Origin of the sequence: Seonamhaeicola sp. (genome assembly GCF_028281565.1) — a bacterium.
Lineage (GTDB): Bacteria > Bacteroidota > Bacteroidia > Flavobacteriales > Flavobacteriaceae > Seonamhaeicola.
In genome coordinates, this window is the sequence record NZ_JANQJQ010000030.1 from 345,858 (window position 1) to 363,924 (window position 18,067).

Below are 18,067 nucleotides of genomic sequence, written 5' to 3' on the forward strand. Positions count from 1 at the left end.
CTTCTTCATTGTGCTTCTTTTTAGCATGTCATTACTTGCTAAACATTGTATATACTTAGTATAGACTAATTTAACATTCTTAAATTCTATTAACAGAATTTTAACCAATTCTAACTAAACCATAGGTTACATTTGCGGTCTAAAGCATTAAACGTTTTTGATGAAAAGACTTCTGGCCATCTGCCTTTTATTTGCATTATTTGCATCTACTGCAACCGCACAACCTAAAGCCAAGGAAACCTCAAATGCTGAGTTTTCCGGTATAAAAGATGCCATTATAACCGGAAAGATCATTGATAAAGAAACTAAAGACCCTTTAGAATATGCCACCATTTCTTTTTTCAGTAAAAAAGAAAATAAAATTGTTGCAGGTGGCATCACGGATACAAAAGGTAACTTCAGCATTCCGGTAGCGAAAGGTGTCTATGATATTTCTATTGAATACATTTCGTTTAAAACCATAAAGATCTCAAACCGGCAGATTACAAAAAGTGAAAACATAGGGGTTTTTGAATTGGAAATTGATGTGGAGTCTTTGGGAGAAGTTGAGGTCATTGCGGAAAGAACAACGGTTGAAATCAAGCTTGACAAAAAGATCTATAACGTTGGTAAAGACCTTACTGTTAGTGGCGGTACTGTGAGTGATGTTTTGGATAACGTACCATCGGTTTCTGTAGATGCCGAAGGAAGTATTGCTTTAAGAGGAAACGACAATGTCAGGATATTAATTAATGGAAAACCATCGAGTTTGGTGGGCCTAAACTCAGCGGAGGCTTTACAACAATTACCTGCCGAAGCTATTGAAAAAGTTGAGGTTATCACGTCACCCTCTGCCAGATATGAAGCCGAAGGCACTGCGGGTATCTTAAATATTATTTTGAGACGAAGCAAATTACAAGGCCTAAACGGTTCTATGACTGCCAACGTAGGGTATCCTGAAAGCCGGGGAATTTCAGGAAATATAAACTACAGAACCGGTGATGTAAACTTTTTTAACACCTCATCCTATAGATACAATGATTCTCCCGGATATTGGTATAATGATGTGGAATATTTTGATATCAACACCCCAGATTTGGATGAAAAAAGAGACTGGAACAGAATTAGTGAAGGTATAACAACCAATGCCGGTATTGAGTGGTATATCAATGAAACAGCTTCGTTAACTGCTGCGGTTGTTTACAGGGATAGTGATAATGAATGGAACTCCTTCAATAGAATGATCCAGTTCGATAAAATAAATAACACCACTACAACAAATATTAGATTAGATCCTGAACTCGGAAAGAATAATACGATCCAATATTCGTTGAATTTCACCAAAAATTTTGATAAGACGGACCACATTTTAACATTGGATTTTCAATTTGAGGATTCTGACAATAGCGAATTTTCGTTGATCAATTTTAATGGCATAGATACAGACATAGTTGATCAAGTTGAAACAGATTCCAAAATCTTTTTAAGATCTGATTATGTTGTTCCAATAGGTGAGAACAGTCAGTTTGAAATAGGGTATCGAGGTGATTTTAACGATAGGACTAACGATTATCGAGTTGAGTTATTAGATGAGAACACCAATGCATTTGTAGTGAATGATATGCTTTCAAATGTCTTTAATTTTAAGCAATACATAAATGCTTTTTATGCTCAATTTGGTAGTAGAACAGGTAAATTATCATATTTATTTGGGTTGAGAATGGAAGATACCCGTACCACTCTGGATCAGCCTACAACAGGAGATTTTAATAGAAAAAGCATTGCCGGGTTATTTCCCACAGTAAATATTAATTTAGAGCTTAGTGAAGATGAAAGTATCATGTTTGGTTACAATCGAAGGTTAAGAAGACCGCGTGGATTTATGATGAATCCATTCCCATCAAGGTCAAGTATTACGAACGTATTTCAAGGAAATCCCGATTTGGATCCAACATTCACAGGAAGATTTGAATTAGGTTATTTAAATCGGTTTGGACATTTTACCTTAAGTTCTGCTGTATATTACGGACACTCTACAAATGTAATTGCTTTTGTAAGTACCAAAACGGGAGAGACTGCTATTGTTGGCGGTGAAGAATTTCCCGTAATTCAACGTAGCCCTGTGAATATAGCTACCGACGACCGTTATGGTTTGGAATTTAACTTAAACTATAGCCCTAATAGAAAATGGCGTATTAACTCAGATTTTAATTTATATCAATTTAAAAGAGAAGGGTTTTTTGAAGGTGTTGATCTTGGAGCAGATAGCTTTTCCTGGGAAGGGCGTCTAACGAATAAATTAACATTGCCTTTTAAGATTGACTGGCAAACAACAGCCAGCTATAGAGGCCCTAGAGACGATAACCAAAATAACAGACAAGGCACCTTTACATTAAATCAGGCTTTCAGTAAAGATCTGTTTAAAGAAAAAGCTTCTATTGCCTTTAATGTTAGAGACGTTTTTAATAGTGGGATTTACAGAAACAAAATTACTTCTGATACATTTACCGCGCATCAGGAGATTCGGTTTAGAGGAGTCAGAAGCTATAACCTGTCCTTTACTTATAGATTCAATCAGAAGAAAAAGAGAGAACGCTCTAACGGTAATGGCTTTGACGGTGGCGGTATGGACATGTAAAACCAACCTAACAGCATAAAAAAAGGAAGCTAAATTAGCTTCCTTTTTAATTATATCTTTTTTAATTCCTATGCTTCCTGACGCTTAGCTTTTTTCGCTTCTCTAATTTCTTTCATTCTTTCAATAAAAGAACCTCCAATCCAATAAGGAATAACAAAGGTTAATAAAAATATCATTAACCAGAACCCAATGGTCAAAATGGTTAAAAATGCTAAAAATCCTAAATATTGGTCAAATTCAAACATAATAGTAAGCTATCTTTTATAAATCTTGCGCAAAGATAATGTAAAGCTATTTGTTATACAATATGAAATTAAAAATTATTAACAGAGTTTTTCACTAATTCAAATTAGGTTGCGGTGTCATACGTAAATAAGGTTTAACCTCCTTAAATCCTTTTGGGAATATCGCATCTATATCTTCAGTAGCAATAGAAGGCACTACCACGCAATCATCACCGTTATTCCAATTGGCAGGTGTTGCAACTTTATGATAAGCTGTTAATTGTAGCGAATCTATGACACGCAATAGTTCGTCAAAATTTCGTCCTGTAGAAGCCGGATACGTAATTGTTAATTTCACGGTCTTGTCCGAACCTATTACAAATACAGATCGCACTGTGGCATTACTATCGGCATTCGGGTGGATCATATCGTAAAGTTCGGATACTTTTTTGTCTTCATCGGCAATGATAGGAAAATTAACCGTGGTATTCTGGGTTTCATTTATGTCATTTACCCAGCCATTATGCGAGTCAAGACCGTCTACACTTAATGCGACCACCTTGACGTTTCGTTTTTCAAACTCCGCTTTATATTTAGCCACAGTACCTAATTCTGTTGTACAAACAGGCGTGTAATCTGCCGGGTGAGAAAACAAAACTCCCCAACTATCTCCTAGCCAGTCGTGAAAATTAATGGTGCCCTCGGTTGATAAAGCACTAAAATCCGGGGCTACATCCCCTAGTCTAATTGTTGCCATTTTTATTGTCTTTAATATTAGTAATTGTTCAATAAATACCCTTTGCAAGGTATAAATCATATCTCTATAAAAATAATTCATTTTTTTGAGCCGACTCTTATTTTTTTGTTAAAAACAAGCCGTAAAAACTAACAAAAATCATATCAATAAACATTTAAAAAAAAGTAACTTTGTGGCTCATTATTAATAAATAAGACAATGAGTTTCAGAATAGAAAAAGATACCATGGGCGAAGTTAAGGTTCCTGCTGATAAACTTTGGGGAGCCCAAACCGAGCGATCCAGAAATAACTTTAAAATTGGTCCGTCTGCATCCATGCCGTTAGAGATTGTTTATGGCTTTGCATACTTAAAAAAAGCAGCGGCTTACACCAATTGTGAGCTTGGCGTTTTACCCATTGAAAAGCGCGACTTAATTGCTCAGGTTTGCGACGAGATTTTAGAAGGTAAGCATGATGATCAGTTTCCATTAGTGGTTTGGCAAACCGGTTCCGGTACACAAAGCAATATGAATGTGAATGAGGTGGTTGCCAACAGGGCTCATCAAATAGCCGGTAAAGTCATTGGTGAAGGAGAAAAAACCATTCAACCGAATGATGATGTTAATAAATCACAATCGTCTAATGACACCTTCCCTACCGGTATGCACATTGCGGCCTATAAAAAAATAGTGGAAGTTACTATTCCCGGTGTTGAACAACTCAGAGATACTTTAAAAGAAAAATCGAATGCATTTAAAGATGTGGTTAAAATTGGCAGAACCCATCTAATGGATGCCACACCTTTAACACTTGGACAGGAACTTTCCGGATATGTGGCTCAATTAGACCATGGCTTAAAAGCTTTAGAAAACACGTTATCACATTTAAGTGAATTGGCTTTAGGTGGTACTGCCGTAGGAACAGGCCTTAATACGCCTAAAGGATACGATAAGCGTGTAGCAGAATATATTGCCGAGTTTACCAATTTACCATTTGTTACAGCACCTAATAAGTTTGAAGCTTTGGCAGCTCATGATGCCTTAGTTGAAACTCATGGCGCTTTAAAACAGTTGGCCGTTTCATTAAATAAAATAGCTAATGATATCAGAATGATGGCATCCGGACCCAGAAGTGGTATTGGAGAGATCATTATTCCTGCTAATGAGCCCGGAAGTTCTATTATGCCGGGAAAAGTAAATCCAACGCAATGTGAAGCGCTGACCATGGTTTGTGCTCAGGTAATTGGTAATGATGTAACAGTATCTGTTGGCGGTACGCAAGGCCACTATGAGCTAAATGTATTTAAACCCGTAATGGCAGCCAATGTGCTTCAATCTGCCCAACTAATTGGCGATGCATGTGTAAGTTTTGATGTTAATTGTGCTGTGGGCATTGAGCCTAATCATGCAGTTATTAAGGAATTATTAAACAATTCTTTAATGCTGGTTACTGCACTGAACACAAAAATTGGTTACTATAAAGCAGCAGAAATTGCAAATACTGCTCATAAAAACGGAACTACTCTAAAAGAAGAAGCTATCAATTTAGGGTATGTTACTGCCGAAGAATATGATGATTGGGTTAAGCCGGAAGATATGGTTGGTAGTTTGAAATAGTATCTTCTGTTCAAATAATTGAAAACAAAAAAACAGGTAAGACATTACCTGTTTTTTTTGGTTGGTTAGCTATCAATCCTTTATACATTTTACATTTGCGAAAGGAAATCAAGCCAAAGATATTATTTAACACGTTGTTAATTATTAACAAATGTTAATAACTGTCCATTTTTTTTCTAATTCTGCTTAATTGCACAGCGGTAATACCTAAATAAGAGGCTATTTGATATTGGGGGATGATGTCATCAACATTGGGGATTTGCTCTTTTAAAGCTAAATACCGGTCTTTGGCATCCAGTGACATTAATTCTACCAAACGCCTTTCATATTTAATGTAAACAAATTCCAAAACCTTAGAATACAAATTGTTAATAGCTCTGTCCCTTTGCGAAAGCGCCATTAATTCTCTGTAATCAATTTCATAAATTTTACAGTCGGAGAGTGTTTCAAAAACCATTTGAGAAGGTTTGTTTTTTAATAAGGCCGTAAGGGAAGCTACAAAACTTGTGGGCAGGTAAAAACTTTTGTTGTATTCTTTACCGTCTTCTGTGGTAAGATAACACCTTATAATACCTGAAACCAGCATGTATATTTTTGAAGGAACTTCATTTAACTTAACCAATTGAGTTCCTGCTTTTATCCTTTTAAATTCGGTAATTTTTTCTAATTCCAAGAAGGTTTCCTCAGAAACATTGAGAAATGAGTTTAAGAATGAAAAGTTACGGTTCATTAATAATCAAAGAAATTATGTTAGAGATCTGGACGCTCTAAAAATAATATGTTTAACCCGCAATCAACCAATTTTTCTACAATTTACCAATATACTTGTTCAGCTGTAAAATAATAGTAATATAAAAAAGGTCCCGGGCAAATTTACCCGGGACCTTGTTTTTAAGTGTTATATATATTTACTTTAAAGTAAACTCTGAGGTTGAAACTAAATCTTTTTCATTAAACACATTAACTATATAACGTCCTTTTTCAAAATCATCCTGTCCTTTGGCGGTTACAAACTCGCAGATGTTCAGGTTTGCGTTTTCGTAGTTAAACTTACTTATAATACTGTAGTTTAACGTTTTTTCCTCAAACTGCACTTGCTCATTTAGTCCTAAGGTGTTGTTTTTAGGGTCAATAACCTGAACATATAATTCGTGATCTCCGGCTTGTACCAAGCTATTTTTAGCAACGGTAAAACAAACTCTGATCTTGTCTGTTCTACTGGCTCTTTCTGTTGGAATTAGTTTACCAGAAGTCCTTTCAATAACTCCAAAACCTTTTAAACCAACTGTGCCAAGTATAGAAGCGTTCTCAACAACTTCGGCTAAAGCAGTATTTTGAACTAATAAAGAATCGGTAAACATGGTGCGTTCTTCTAACTTAACTCTTGTACTGTCTAAAGAAGTTGCTAAATAAGAGTTCTCCACTCGTAAGGAATCGTTTTGCGCTAATAAAACATCCATTTCTTTTTGAAGCGATAAGTATTTCTTTTTATATCTCCATAAGCTTCTTACATTAGTTTCAGAGATCTTTAAAGAATCAATCAATCCTTGAATTCTTTCTCTGGCTTCAACTAAATCTTTACTAACAGCTTCATTTTCACCTATAGCCTCGTCATATTGTTTAGCCATAGCATTTAAATCGTTCATTACCAGCTGCTTTTCTGCTTTTAAATCGTTCTCATTTTTTTTACTGTCACTATAAAGATTCATAGTGTAAAACCCTACCCCTAAAAATAAAGCCAATGCAATCCCTAATGCAATTTTTAGCCTCATGTTACTTTTGTTTCCTTCCATAATTACTGTTTTTAATGTTAGTATTAATTCTTAAGTTTAATTTTACTTTTGCAATGCTATAAATAATTATTGATGTATTTTTATTCAAAATAACTACCTAATGGACAAACTGGTTATATTTAATAATGCGTCTAGAAATAAACTATTAAATAAACGTGTTGGCGAATCCAAATTTGGTCAACATGTTAAATTATTAACTCGCATTTCTAACATATACGAACAACTTAAAAATTTAGATGTCACCCATGTAATTTTTGGTATTCCCGAAGATGTTGGTGTTTTTGCAAACCATGGAAAAACGGGAACAGCAAAGGCCTGGGAAGCTTCCCTTAAGGTTTTACTAAATATACAGAGTAATAAATATACTAAGGCAAAAAGCGTTTTAATACTGGGATATTTAGATTTTAGTGACGAAATGAAGCAAATTTCTAACTTCAGTGTTACCAGTAAAAGAAACTTAAAAAAAGCCCGCGATTTGGTAAACACTATAGATGCACATGTCACCTATTTGGTAAATCAAATTGTCGCTGCCGGAAAAAAACCCATCATCATAGGTGGTGGCCATAACAATGCTTATGGCAATATTAAAGGTACTTCATTGGCTTTAAACACACCTGTTAGTGCTGTTAATTTTGATGCGCATTCAGATTTTAGGCCCGAAGAAGGGCGCCATAGCGGAAACGGCTTTAGCTACGCTTTCGCAGAAGGCTTTTTGAATAAATATTTTATTTTCGGATTGCATGAAAATTACACCTCGGATAAAACGCTTACAACACTAAATAAAGTTAAAGCTGTTAAATACAATACCTTTGAAAGTATTGAAATCAGAAATGATCTGGAATTTGATACCCAAATGGAACGCGCATTAAAACACGTTTCCAAGGATCCTTTCGGCATTGAAATTGATTGTGATGCCATTGAAAATATGCCTAGTAGTGCCATGACCCCCAGCGGATTTAACGTCAATAAAGCCAGAAAATTTGTCAGCTTTTTTGGTAGCCATGAAAACGCCCAATACTTACATATTTGTGAAGCGGCTCCTAAAAGAAAAACTGAAACTCAAGTGGGTAAGCTTATCGCCTACCTGGTAACGGACTTTATTAAAGCCTAAGCTATTTTTAATCTTTATTGAAAATTTTATATATTTGCATAAGTGTTTATATAAATAAATATATTATTAATAATGGATGCATTGCGAGGTTATGGAGAATTAGGTTTAGGTTCCAGGTTAAAAAGATTGAGTGAGTTCGTTTTAAGGGAAGCTCAGTTGGTTTATCGTTATTATAACATTGATTTTGATTCTCACTTGTTCCCCATTTTCAAAATAATAAGCAACAAAAACGGGGTTACAAATTCTGAAATACAAACGTCTTTAGAATATACGCAACCTGCCATAACACAAGCAATTAATAAGCTAAATGCAAAAGGATATATCATTTACAAGTCTGATAAACTGGATAAAAGAAAGAAAATAATCTTTCTATCCGATAAGGGGCAAAACATTCTTGAAAGGTTAAAACCAATCTGGAAAAGTATTGATACTGTAGTAAAGGAATATACTTCAGAACATTCAAGCTCATTAATTGAGCATTTAAATAATCTTGAAAACAAGTTAAAAGCTAAAAGCTTAAGTGGAACCATAATAAATCACATTAAAATGAATACTACCGACATACAATCCATAGAAATTGATTTTTACAAAGACCAATACGCCAAAGCATTTTATGAACTAAACAGGGAATGGTTACAGACTTATTTTTATGTAGAACCTTATGATGAAGAAGTCTTAAGCAAACCCAATAAATACATTATCGATAAAGGCGGACATATTTTCTTTGCCAAAATAGAGGGTAACGTAGTTGGTACGGTTGCCCTTATGCCTATTGACGAAAACGGCTTGTTTGAATTAACCAAAATGGCCGTATCACCAGAGTACAGAGGGCAAAAAATCGGACAACACCTTTTAGAGTATTGCATTGATTATGCTAAAAATATCATGGGATTACCCAAACTTATTCTGTATTCCAGCACCAAACTGGAAAATGCTATTTACATTTATAGAAAGTTTGGGTTTATAGAAATTCCTGTGGAATCGAATAGCAGATATGAACGCAGTGATATTAAAATGGAATTGGTGTTTTAATTTTCTTTGGATAAAAAAACCGGAGAATTACAATTCTCCGGCTGCTATTAATCTGGTTTTAAAGCATTATTCATCTTCTAATTTCCAGGTTCTGACCCAATCAACCCGCATGGTGTTTATAGCGTTATCACCTAAATCGGATTTTGGTGGTAACCCTCCTAACCAATTGGCTTCATTGGTCCATAAATCAAAAATAATCTCTAAGTCTCTTGTAAACTCCCGGTCATAAGTCTGCCCGTCAAGGTGCTCTCCTACTACAACACTTCCTGCCGGTTCGCCATTAAGGTAAAACTGAATGTTCTTAGAATCTTTCCACCAGACACCGTAGGTATGGTAATCTTCATTCCAGCCAACATTTTTTAAAGGGTTTACCTCAGACAAATCAGACCTTAAGAAATTACCATGTTTTCTTACCGTTTGAGGTGTTTTACTGGCATCGGCCTGGAAATACTGGGAATTCATTTGATTGGGAAAATCCGGTTGACAACCACATGAGGGCTTGGAATTATTTTCAATAATATCAATTTCATCTCTGTTATTGATATCTCCGTTATTCAACCAATAGGTGTTGTATGCTGAAATATGTGCCGTCTTAATTCTGGCTTCGGTATACATGGGATAGCTGGTTTCCTCTTTAGAATGAATCCTGGCCGTTTGAAACCACCTGCCTTCCGGATTACTTTCATTAAGCGTGGCTTTAATCCATAATTTTCCATCAGCTACACCGGAGTTCGTATTGGAATTCGACATAAATACCGGTACACCGTAGTTCCATGTTGATTTGAACCATTTATTAGAGTCCCAGGTATCAAATTCATCGGACATAGCTTCTAACTTCACCCATTTTTTCCCTTCAGGCGTAGTGTCATCTATGGAAACAAAGGATGGTAAATTTGGATCTATATTGTTGAAGTCTTCAGCTGTTGGCCCTTCCGGCACATCATTAACCGTAATATTCACGGTTGCTGTATCTGTATCCCCGTCCTTATCTGTAATCGTGTAGGTAAAACTATCGGAACCGTGATAATCAGCCTTGGGAATATACTCAAACACACCATCACTAACTTCTGTTACCGAACCATTAGTGGCATTGGTCGCCAGACTGTAATTATCGGTATCACCTCCATCATCACCAATATCATCATTCTTTGATACATCTATCTGGTTTGCAGTTCCGGAACTACTATCTTCATCAACTGTTAAGGTATCATCAGAAGCTGTTGGGCTATCATCAACAATCACAGGGCCATTATCTGACTCTGGCTTGCCGGAGCTACTACTACAGCTTGCAATAGCTAAAATTAAAGTGAAAAATAATATGAAACAGGTGTTTTTATTAGAAAACATGGTTATATCGTTTAAGTTTGTTTTGACACAAAATTAAGCCGATATTAAACCTGCCTGCACAACGTATGGTTGAACCATGAGAACAAATGTTTTTGAGCCTTTGAATATTAACTTGACAAAAACTTGACATTTAATCCTATATAGGAAAAACGGGCTTCAAAATAGACTAAAAACTAATTGATAAAGTAGTAGAACGACATGAACAGGATTAAAAAAATGACAATGTATAATAAGTAGTCATTAAAATTATTCCTTTCAATCTTTGCTTTTATATCTGCTTTCAACCTTTTAAGTTCTTTAGGGCTTAATTTTGGAAAGTTAAATTTCGGGGGTTCACCAGTAACCTCAGACAGATGTTTTCGTTTATCAAACCTACCTTCTGCTTTTTGTTTTCTGGCCTTACGTCTTTGCAAAAGTGCTTTAAAATGCCCTATACTACCATGCATATTTTAATTACTTGACTTCAAAGAATCAATCTGTTTCTGTAGTGCTTCAATTTGAATTTCTTTTTCCGTTTTTATAGCGGTGGAATCTGTAGATTGTTCAACAACATCAATGTCTTTGGTTTCTTCAACATAATAATAGCCTATACCTTCACTGGCTCTCCAGGCTTCGTTTAACTGGTCGTAAACCGTTTTATCCCACTGACTGGGGTGCTTTACATCAATCCATACCACATCTCTATATTCACTATCTATCAAAACCAGATCGGGTGTAGCAGAGCCATCAAATTGCTGGGCATTTTCATCACTGATAGAGGATACCGTACCCATAAAAAACATCCGTTTTCTACCGGCTATGTCTTTAATATAAGGCCTGAACTCTACCGGAGTATTAGCGTTCCAGTCATATTCTTTTCTGGATTCCTGTACTTTTAATACCATAGCGGAGACACCGGCGTACCCTTGTTTTTTAGCGGCGTGATTGTAATAGTACAACCTGTCTGTACCGTCTGCCGGTATAAAAACACTGAAACTTAAACTGGTACGCTCATCACCAACCGGTTCTAGACCAAACCAATGGTATAAACCGCTGTAAGCATCAGAATCCGTATCTGAAAAATCAAAATCGGTGACATAGGGCTGTTGATTTTGGTCTTTGGTCATTTCCGGAGTTTTAACTGCTGTTTCCATATTCCAGGGCAACGGATCACTAAAACCTCCTAAAAACTTAAGGGATTCGGCCTGCAACTGTGATACTTTCTCTGACAGGGTATTTTGCCTTGTTAAATAATCGTGATTTTTCATATTTTCGGGACTGATATAGGTACCCTTTCCTATTAGAATACGCTCTAAATAATCTTTAAAATCATGTTCGCCATTGTCTACTACCATCACGCCTCCAAAGGTTGGATACGGGAATAAAAAACCTTTCCATTTTATTAAACTCACTACCTGAACCCATTGTCCAGTATCATTTTTCATGTAATAGGTATCACTTGGTTCCATAGTGAACAACTGAAAGACATTAAATCGTTGTACCACGGCATTATAGGTGTTTCTACTAAACTTTAACGACTCTCCTATTGAAAAGGTGACCGGAATTCTATTTTCACTGGAGAACCTGGGAAACGGGGTGGTACTGGATACTGAAAACACTTCCTCAGTATTATCTGTAATCCCTTGCCAAACATATTTCTCTGTGGGTTGAATGGCCATGGTCCATTTATTCTCATCATCAACCCTGACCAAATGTGGCAAAGATACATCCTTGGTCTCCCCTACACTTTCGTTTGCCATGGAAAAGATATTGCGCAACGGTTGAATACGTTCATTTTGTGTTAAAGGCAATTCGTTTATTTCAACACGATTTAAATTATTGAAAACATTATAGGTTTTCATATAATCGTACATTTTAAAATGCCATCCTACCATATACAAAACGCCAAAAAACAGTAACAAAATCCCAAGAATTCCCAGCCTGCCACCGGTACTGGCTGTCTTTCTGAATTTTCTCAAACCGAAAAAAAGAACCAGTCCGCTTAGCAGGATGATGAAAATAAATTTTCTGAGAAATAGTAAAGCCGGTTGATAATCGTCTCTTAAAACGAATAACAGGATCAGTAAAATGAATCCAAGGATAATGGTTGTGCGTTTTTGCTTTTTACCTCTGTTCCAGTAAGATTTTATCATAATTTTTTTGTCATTCTGAACTTGTTTCAGAATCTTATTTTATTAATTAATTTTTTTCTCTGAGATCCCGAAACAAGTTCGGGATGACAAAAAGCTTTTACTTCAAATAACCTTTATCTTTCAAGCGTTCTCTGGCACTTTTACCTTCCTTTTTAGTAGTTTCTTCTTTAATCTCTTCCTCAGTTACCTCTTCAGCATCTTTGGTTTTGATATCTTCAATAATATGCTTTCCTTTCTCAATGGTATCCTGAACCATATCACCCAAAGAATCGCTCTTTTCTTCTATAACCTTACCGGATTTCAGTACAAAATTTGCCAGATAGGTCCCAATCAACGTTCCAACGGTAATAGATGAAAATGCCGAAATACCATTGTAACTCGTAAAAATTTCAAAAGGCGATAAAAACTGAATGACTAGACCCGCAACCAAAAACAAGCCGACAACATAAACCAATCTGGGCAAAAAAGCCTGTTTGTACACAAAACCTTTTTTGTCTTCAGGTTTCATTTGCAGTTCTTTACTATTAAATAGCTTATTAAAAAAACGGTATAGTCTGTTATGCTGAGATTCTCTCCAATAAATGAAAATCCCAAATAAAATGGCTGTTATAAAAATTACTAATTCTAGTCCCATAGTCGTTAAGTTTGAAGTCCGAAGCACGGAGCTCGGAGTTTTAGTCCTTTATTTTATTTCTAAATGCAATAGTCATATTCATTAAATCAAAACAGTCTTTGTAATATTTCAAAAAAACTGATTCAACTACATAATTTCGCCTTTTAGCTTTGTGTAAACAAGTTACAACCTCAGCTATTGATCGAATAGAGTAACCTAAAAACTTCCTGTATTCAGCTCCGGATTGTAATATTGAACCTTCCGAAATATTAAGCGCTATTGAATCTGAAGCTCTTCTTAACTGAGAAGACAAATTGTAGAGTTCTTCTTTAGGAAACTTAGAAGCCAAGGCGTTCATTTCCTCACCTAAATCCATTCCCTTTTGCCAAATAATTAAATCTTCGAACTTAAATTTCATATTCATCTATTATCAATTTACTTCTAACTTCGTGCTTCCGGCTACTAACCTATTAGTACATGTTTTTCATATATTGTTACTAATAACCTCTACAACCCATTCCTTTAATGATTCGTCCCAATGTTCGAAGTTATTATAAAAATCTTCCTTATCATACCAGTACCAATACAAAACATCTTTAGGGGCAATATTTACCAACAACTTCCAGATTAGGTCCTGGTGCCTTCCTTCCAATGATGAATGCGGTTTATGTAAGGCCTCAAAAAGCTTTGGATCAACAATATCAGCAATTTTATATTGATTACTGATTTCCAGTTTTTCCAAATAACGCTCCACACTCATTACTTTTTTCCTGGATTCAATATCCAGCTTATTCAAATAGCTCTTATATAAAATAGGATCTCTTAAAATATCTCTGATAGGATGCTTCGGCTTTTGTAAATATTGAGACATTTCAAACTTCTTGATACGCTCATAGCGATCTGTTTTTACAGATGTTTCAAGATTATATTCAATGATCACATGGTCTCGTAACTTAGCCATTAACTCCTTTTGTTGAATATGATAGATAAGGACGTCATAATTCGTGTCTTTTATAGCTTCCTTATGCCATGTTTCATCTTCAAATACCACGATAGGCGATATAAAATCACGTAAGACATACACACCTCCAAAGGCCCTAGTATAAAAAGAGCTTACGGAAAAATCTATAGCGGGCAGCTCTAAATTTCTGGATCGCAAATCACCATATGCTTTAGCCGAGTTTAATAATTCTGCATGAATATCTTCATCTATAAAATTATGATCCTGCTTAAACTTTTCTATGATATGGAGTTGTTCTTTTTGCTGATGATACAGATTATTCATTAAATGAAAATTAATGTGTATCGTATGGTACTTCAGCACATCCAAAGGTTCATAAAAAGCATCTATCTTTTGATCAAAATCAATACAAATAGCTGAATCCCTTGTAATATCATTGATTTGGTCACCATAGATCTTAAAGATCTGTTGCATCATGTCCCTATCAAAGGTATGAAAGGGCAAATACACGGGTTTCCCCTTTTGCAATGGCGTTATAATGATGCCATGTGGGTTTGCCTCACCGTTATTTAGGTAATGTAAATCTTTTTTTTCCTCAGCAATTTCAGGGCTCCATCCAATACCATCGATCAAAAAGGTTTTTAATTTAGTTGGTGTAAATCCAAGTTTTACCAGGCATTTATTATAACGCTCCACCAGCTTACCGCTTACGGGTATTAATTCACTTCTATATAAATTGGCCTCTATCAGTTTTTGCATATCTGTCATTCCCGCCTTCGCAGGAACTATTTTATTTATTATAAACCGCTAATTATGGATTCCTGCCTTCACTTCGACAAGCTCAGTGTGACACGCAGGAATGACAAACTTATTCTATTAACTTATGAATGATCGCATATTGTAACAGCACAATGGTTCGTGTATCCACTATATCTCCATTATTCAGCATATCTACAGCTTTGTCAAACGGTATTTCCAACACTTCAATATCTTCATGCTCGTTATCCAAACCGCCACCATCGTTTACTTTCATAGCATCGGTGTATTCTCCAATAAAAAAATGCATTTTTTCGGTCATCACCCCCGGCGATGAATAGCCTTCATACACTTTCTTTACTTCTTTTAAACGATATCCGGTTTCTTCTTCCGTTTCCCTGATAATACAGGCTTCCGGATTATCTTTGTCCAACATACCGGCTGCAATTTCAACTATAAAACCATCCTCATTGCCATTTAAAAATGTTGGCATTCTAAATTGCCTGGTTAAGATCACCGTTTTCTTTTCTTTATTATAAAGCAGAATACCGGCACCATCACCCCGGTCATACACCTCACGCATTTGATTCACCCATCTGCCATCTTTCATCAAATAATCAAAATGGACCTTATTAAGGATATAATAGTTATCCGAAAGCAATGTTTTTTCTATATTCTTGACTTGTTTATCAATCATCTTCAAAGGTTTTTCTGGCTTCCATTTCAATATTTAACTGGTTCACTCTGGCATCTACTTTACGTTTAAAATCCGTATCTGCAATGGTTGCTACATTGTCCAGATAACGAACAACTTCCTGGCGCCTTATTTCTGAGAAATCCAGGCCTTTCATATTGTCACGCATTAATTCCTGTAGCATACCAAATTTGGTATCATAATCCTGTTTAAAGTAGATCTCGGGATTGTCAAACCAATCATCTTCCAAATCAAAATCAGTTAAACGCAATGACACGGCACTTTGAATATTCCTGACATCTCTTGATGAAAAGAACGGAAATTCCTTTTGCATGTTTTTATATAAGTTAGCATAGAACAAGTGCTCATTGGTTTTATAATGCTTTTCTACGTCATCATAGATCTCATGCACACGTTCTTCGGTAGGTTTTTCAATGGAGCTTAATATCTCCCCCATATTTTTAGCTAACCCCTGGTCCTGAAGGTATTTATAATTACTAGGATCCTGCATGTTTACAAAATCCGGCAAGGTATCATCCAACTTTCGCCACCACAGGTAATCCTGGTCTAAAAAGTCATGTTCAGTTCGTGCACCATCAATTTTAAATCTACCCTGAACACGTGAGATCACCGCTTTATCCAGCATTTCCGGCAGGTTTGTAAATAAGCCGATAGAACTATTGCCGTAATTAACCGCATAAGCGCCTTCGGTATATCTTAAGAACACGCCTATCACCTCTTTAACACCAGCCGAAACCCCTTGTGCTGTACGTTCCTGTAAATTATTTTCGGCATCATCAATAGGTGCAAAGATCAATTTTGAAGGGTCTTGTAAAGGTTTCATCCACTCCACCATTTTTTCAGCGGATCCCCCCTGAAAGGTGCTTATAAGTGTATCCGGCATGGGGTGAAATAAAAACGGAATGTCTAATTCATCACAATGTTCTTTAAGTCTTGTTGCTATAGCGGCAATCAGCATACTTTTTCCGGTTCCCGGAATACCATAGCCCATAAAAACCGGCATGAAACCACCCAATTCCTGGAACGGATTCTTTTTAGCGATAAAATCGTAGCTCAATAAACGTTCGGTTAAACGACGGGCAAAATGTTTAGCGTCGCGGTTACCGACAATTTGCTCAAACTGAATTTTGTTGAACTCCACACTTTTGGCTGTTCCTGCAAATACATTGCTCCACCCGGAAACAGCAAACTCGGAATTTTCTAATTTATAGGTTCTGTCTTCAATGGTTTCGGTATATTCCAAACTGCTTTTACGTAATTGGATCTCGTCAATCAAGGCTTCAAAATACACCACAGTAAAATCGATAACATCCTTATCCGATTTTATGATATCCGGATGTCCCAAATACTTATCATAATAGAACAAACTACAGGAAACCCCTTTTATAGGCGATAACAGAGATACCTCAGGAATACCTGCAAACTTCTGTTTCATGACACTTAGGTCGTCCGAAGCATGTGGCTTAAGATCGTGCAATATTTTATAAGCGGTTGAAAACAACATAAAGGCCGTAGCCGTATGCATTTTACTTTCAAACTCGCGTTTTCCACTGGAATCCAGAGCCGACTTATTTTCGCTTAGACTCGATAAACCGGAAGCATCATAATAACTATCTTTTACCCAAATACCTAAAGTAATCCCTTCCTGAACGGCGAACAGTGTTTGATTCAAATAAATAGGAATAGCAACAGAATCAGGTAACAGACGCTTTTTTAATGCTAATATGGTTTTGGAGACCGAAGTGATCTCAGTAGCACTGCGACCGTTATTAGCTCTTGAGAGGTATAACAGAATAGAATCATCTTTGGCATCTTTATCACGGTTTTTGGCGCGGGCACCTTGCTCCCACTGGATGCTTTTTAAATAGGACGTTGCTTCATCGCGAAGCATATCCAGTTCTGTTTGTTTTATAGGGAATGTTGAGTTGTGTTCCATTTTAGTCTTCAGTTTGCAGTCTCCAGTTTGCAGTCATAAATACTCCAAAACAAATGCACTTTATTAATTTATTTAAATTTATCAGGGTTATTCATCATATAATTAAGAAGTTTACCTACTTCTTCACTTTTACTTAATAAATCTGACCTTTGCTCATCAGAAATATAATCACAAGCTAATGCAAAGTCTAACCATAATTGCGTTTCGGTATTTTCACTATCAGCATCAGACAACTTACTTTTAAAATGTTTTTCGTATTGCCTTTTCCTATAACCCTCAGCTATATTGGAACAAACAGATCTACTTGAGCGAACAATTTGAGATGTCAACCCAAATACTTCTGCCTGCGGAAAATCCTTTGTTAAATGGAAAAGTTCCATTGCCAAAGCAAATCCTTTCTGATAAGCCAACAGTGTTCTAAAACTCATTGTTCATTAACTTTAATACCAACAGCATACTGCCCACTGGATACTGCAT

The 18,067-nt window shown here is 36.0% G+C and carries 17 protein-coding genes; 4 read left to right on the plus strand and 13 right to left on the minus strand.

Features of this window, described 5'->3' with window-relative positions; translation table 11 throughout:
* Positions 1-160 precede the first annotated feature (160 nt).
* Complete coding sequence (locus Q0983_RS14820) at positions 161-2,617, plus strand: TonB-dependent receptor (protein ID WP_299554953.1); 2,457 nt, start codon at positions 161-163, stop codon at positions 2,615-2,617.
* Positions 2,618-2,685: 68 nt separating this feature from the next.
* On the opposite strand, the gene Q0983_RS14825 is transcribed toward Q0983_RS14820, so the two are convergent.
* Positions 2,686-2,862, minus strand: coding sequence for a hypothetical protein (locus Q0983_RS14825; protein ID WP_299554956.1), 177 nt, complete (start codon positions 2,860-2,862; stop codon positions 2,686-2,688).
* Between the two features lie 94 nt (positions 2,863-2,956).
* Positions 2,957-3,598, minus strand: coding sequence for a peroxiredoxin (locus tag Q0983_RS14830; RefSeq protein WP_299554959.1), 642 nt, complete (start codon positions 3,596-3,598; stop codon positions 2,957-2,959).
* Positions 3,599-3,796: 198 nt separating this feature from the next.
* Here Q0983_RS14830 and fumC point away from each other — a divergent pair, with 198 nt between their 5' ends.
* Positions 3,797-5,194, plus strand: a complete 1,398-nt coding sequence (fumC, locus tag Q0983_RS14835; RefSeq protein WP_299554962.1) for a class II fumarate hydratase — start codon at positions 3,797-3,799, stop codon at positions 5,192-5,194.
* Positions 5,195-5,348: 154 nt separating this feature from the next.
* On the opposite strand, the gene Q0983_RS14840 is transcribed toward fumC, so the two are convergent.
* Both Q0983_RS14840 and Q0983_RS14845 read right to left on the minus strand, forming a co-directional pair.
* The gene (locus tag Q0983_RS14840) at positions 5,349-5,924 is read right to left on the minus strand and encodes a Crp/Fnr family transcriptional regulator (RefSeq protein ID WP_299554965.1); all 576 of its coding nucleotides are present in this window, start codon (positions 5,922-5,924) and stop codon (positions 5,349-5,351) included.
* A gap of 178 nt (positions 5,925-6,102) precedes the next feature.
* A complete protein-coding gene (locus tag Q0983_RS14845; protein ID WP_299554968.1) occupies positions 6,103-6,987 on the minus strand; it encodes a chromosome partitioning protein ParA in 885 nt (294 codons plus the stop codon).
* A 100-nt stretch (positions 6,988-7,087) separates the two neighbouring features.
* Between Q0983_RS14845 and Q0983_RS14850 the strand changes: the two genes are divergently transcribed.
* The gene (locus Q0983_RS14850) at positions 7,088-8,098 is read left to right on the plus strand and encodes a formimidoylglutamase (RefSeq protein WP_299554971.1); all 1,011 of its coding nucleotides are present in this window, start codon (positions 7,088-7,090) and stop codon (positions 8,096-8,098) included.
* Positions 8,099-8,170: 72 nt separating this feature from the next.
* Positions 8,171-9,130: a helix-turn-helix domain-containing GNAT family N-acetyltransferase gene (locus Q0983_RS21375; protein ID WP_366141012.1), complete on the plus strand. Its 960-nt coding sequence runs from the start codon at positions 8,171-8,173 to the stop codon at positions 9,128-9,130.
* Positions 9,131-9,196: 66 nt separating this feature from the next.
* On the opposite strand, the gene Q0983_RS14860 is transcribed toward Q0983_RS21375, so the two are convergent.
* From Q0983_RS14860 to Q0983_RS14900, 9 genes are all read right to left on the minus strand, one after another.
* Entirely contained in the window at positions 9,197-10,477 is a 1,281-nt protein-coding gene (locus Q0983_RS14860; RefSeq protein WP_299554973.1) for an Ig-like domain-containing protein, read from the minus strand.
* Between the two features lie 173 nt (positions 10,478-10,650).
* Complete coding sequence (locus Q0983_RS14865) at positions 10,651-10,923, minus strand: hypothetical protein (RefSeq protein WP_299554976.1); 273 nt, start codon at positions 10,921-10,923, stop codon at positions 10,651-10,653.
* A gap of 3 nt (positions 10,924-10,926) precedes the next feature.
* Positions 10,927-12,609, minus strand: a complete 1,683-nt coding sequence (locus tag Q0983_RS14870; protein ID WP_299554979.1) for a hypothetical protein — start codon at positions 12,607-12,609, stop codon at positions 10,927-10,929.
* A 97-nt stretch (positions 12,610-12,706) separates the two neighbouring features.
* A complete protein-coding gene (locus Q0983_RS14875; RefSeq protein WP_299554982.1) occupies positions 12,707-13,243 on the minus strand; it encodes a hypothetical protein in 537 nt (178 codons plus the stop codon).
* A 40-nt stretch (positions 13,244-13,283) separates the two neighbouring features.
* Positions 13,284-13,640 (minus strand): four helix bundle protein, encoded by a 357-nt coding sequence (locus Q0983_RS14880; protein ID WP_299554985.1) that lies wholly within the window; start codon positions 13,638-13,640, stop codon positions 13,284-13,286.
* Positions 13,641-13,706: 66 nt separating this feature from the next.
* Complete coding sequence (locus Q0983_RS14885) at positions 13,707-14,942, minus strand: DUF6638 family protein (RefSeq protein WP_299554988.1); 1,236 nt, start codon at positions 14,940-14,942, stop codon at positions 13,707-13,709.
* 109 nt (positions 14,943-15,051) lie between these two features.
* Positions 15,052-15,636 (minus strand): NUDIX domain-containing protein, encoded by a 585-nt coding sequence (locus Q0983_RS14890; protein ID WP_299554990.1) that lies wholly within the window; start codon positions 15,634-15,636, stop codon positions 15,052-15,054.
* The gene (locus Q0983_RS14895) at positions 15,629-17,590 is read right to left on the minus strand and encodes an AAA family ATPase (RefSeq protein WP_299554992.1); all 1,962 of its coding nucleotides are present in this window, start codon (positions 17,588-17,590) and stop codon (positions 15,629-15,631) included. The genes Q0983_RS14890 and Q0983_RS14895 overlap by 8 nt, the downstream gene beginning before the upstream one ends.
* Positions 17,591-17,658: 68 nt before the next feature.
* Positions 17,659-18,018: a four helix bundle protein gene (locus Q0983_RS14900; protein ID WP_299554994.1), complete on the minus strand. Its 360-nt coding sequence runs from the start codon at positions 18,016-18,018 to the stop codon at positions 17,659-17,661.
* Between the last annotated feature and the right edge of the window lie 49 nt (positions 18,019-18,067).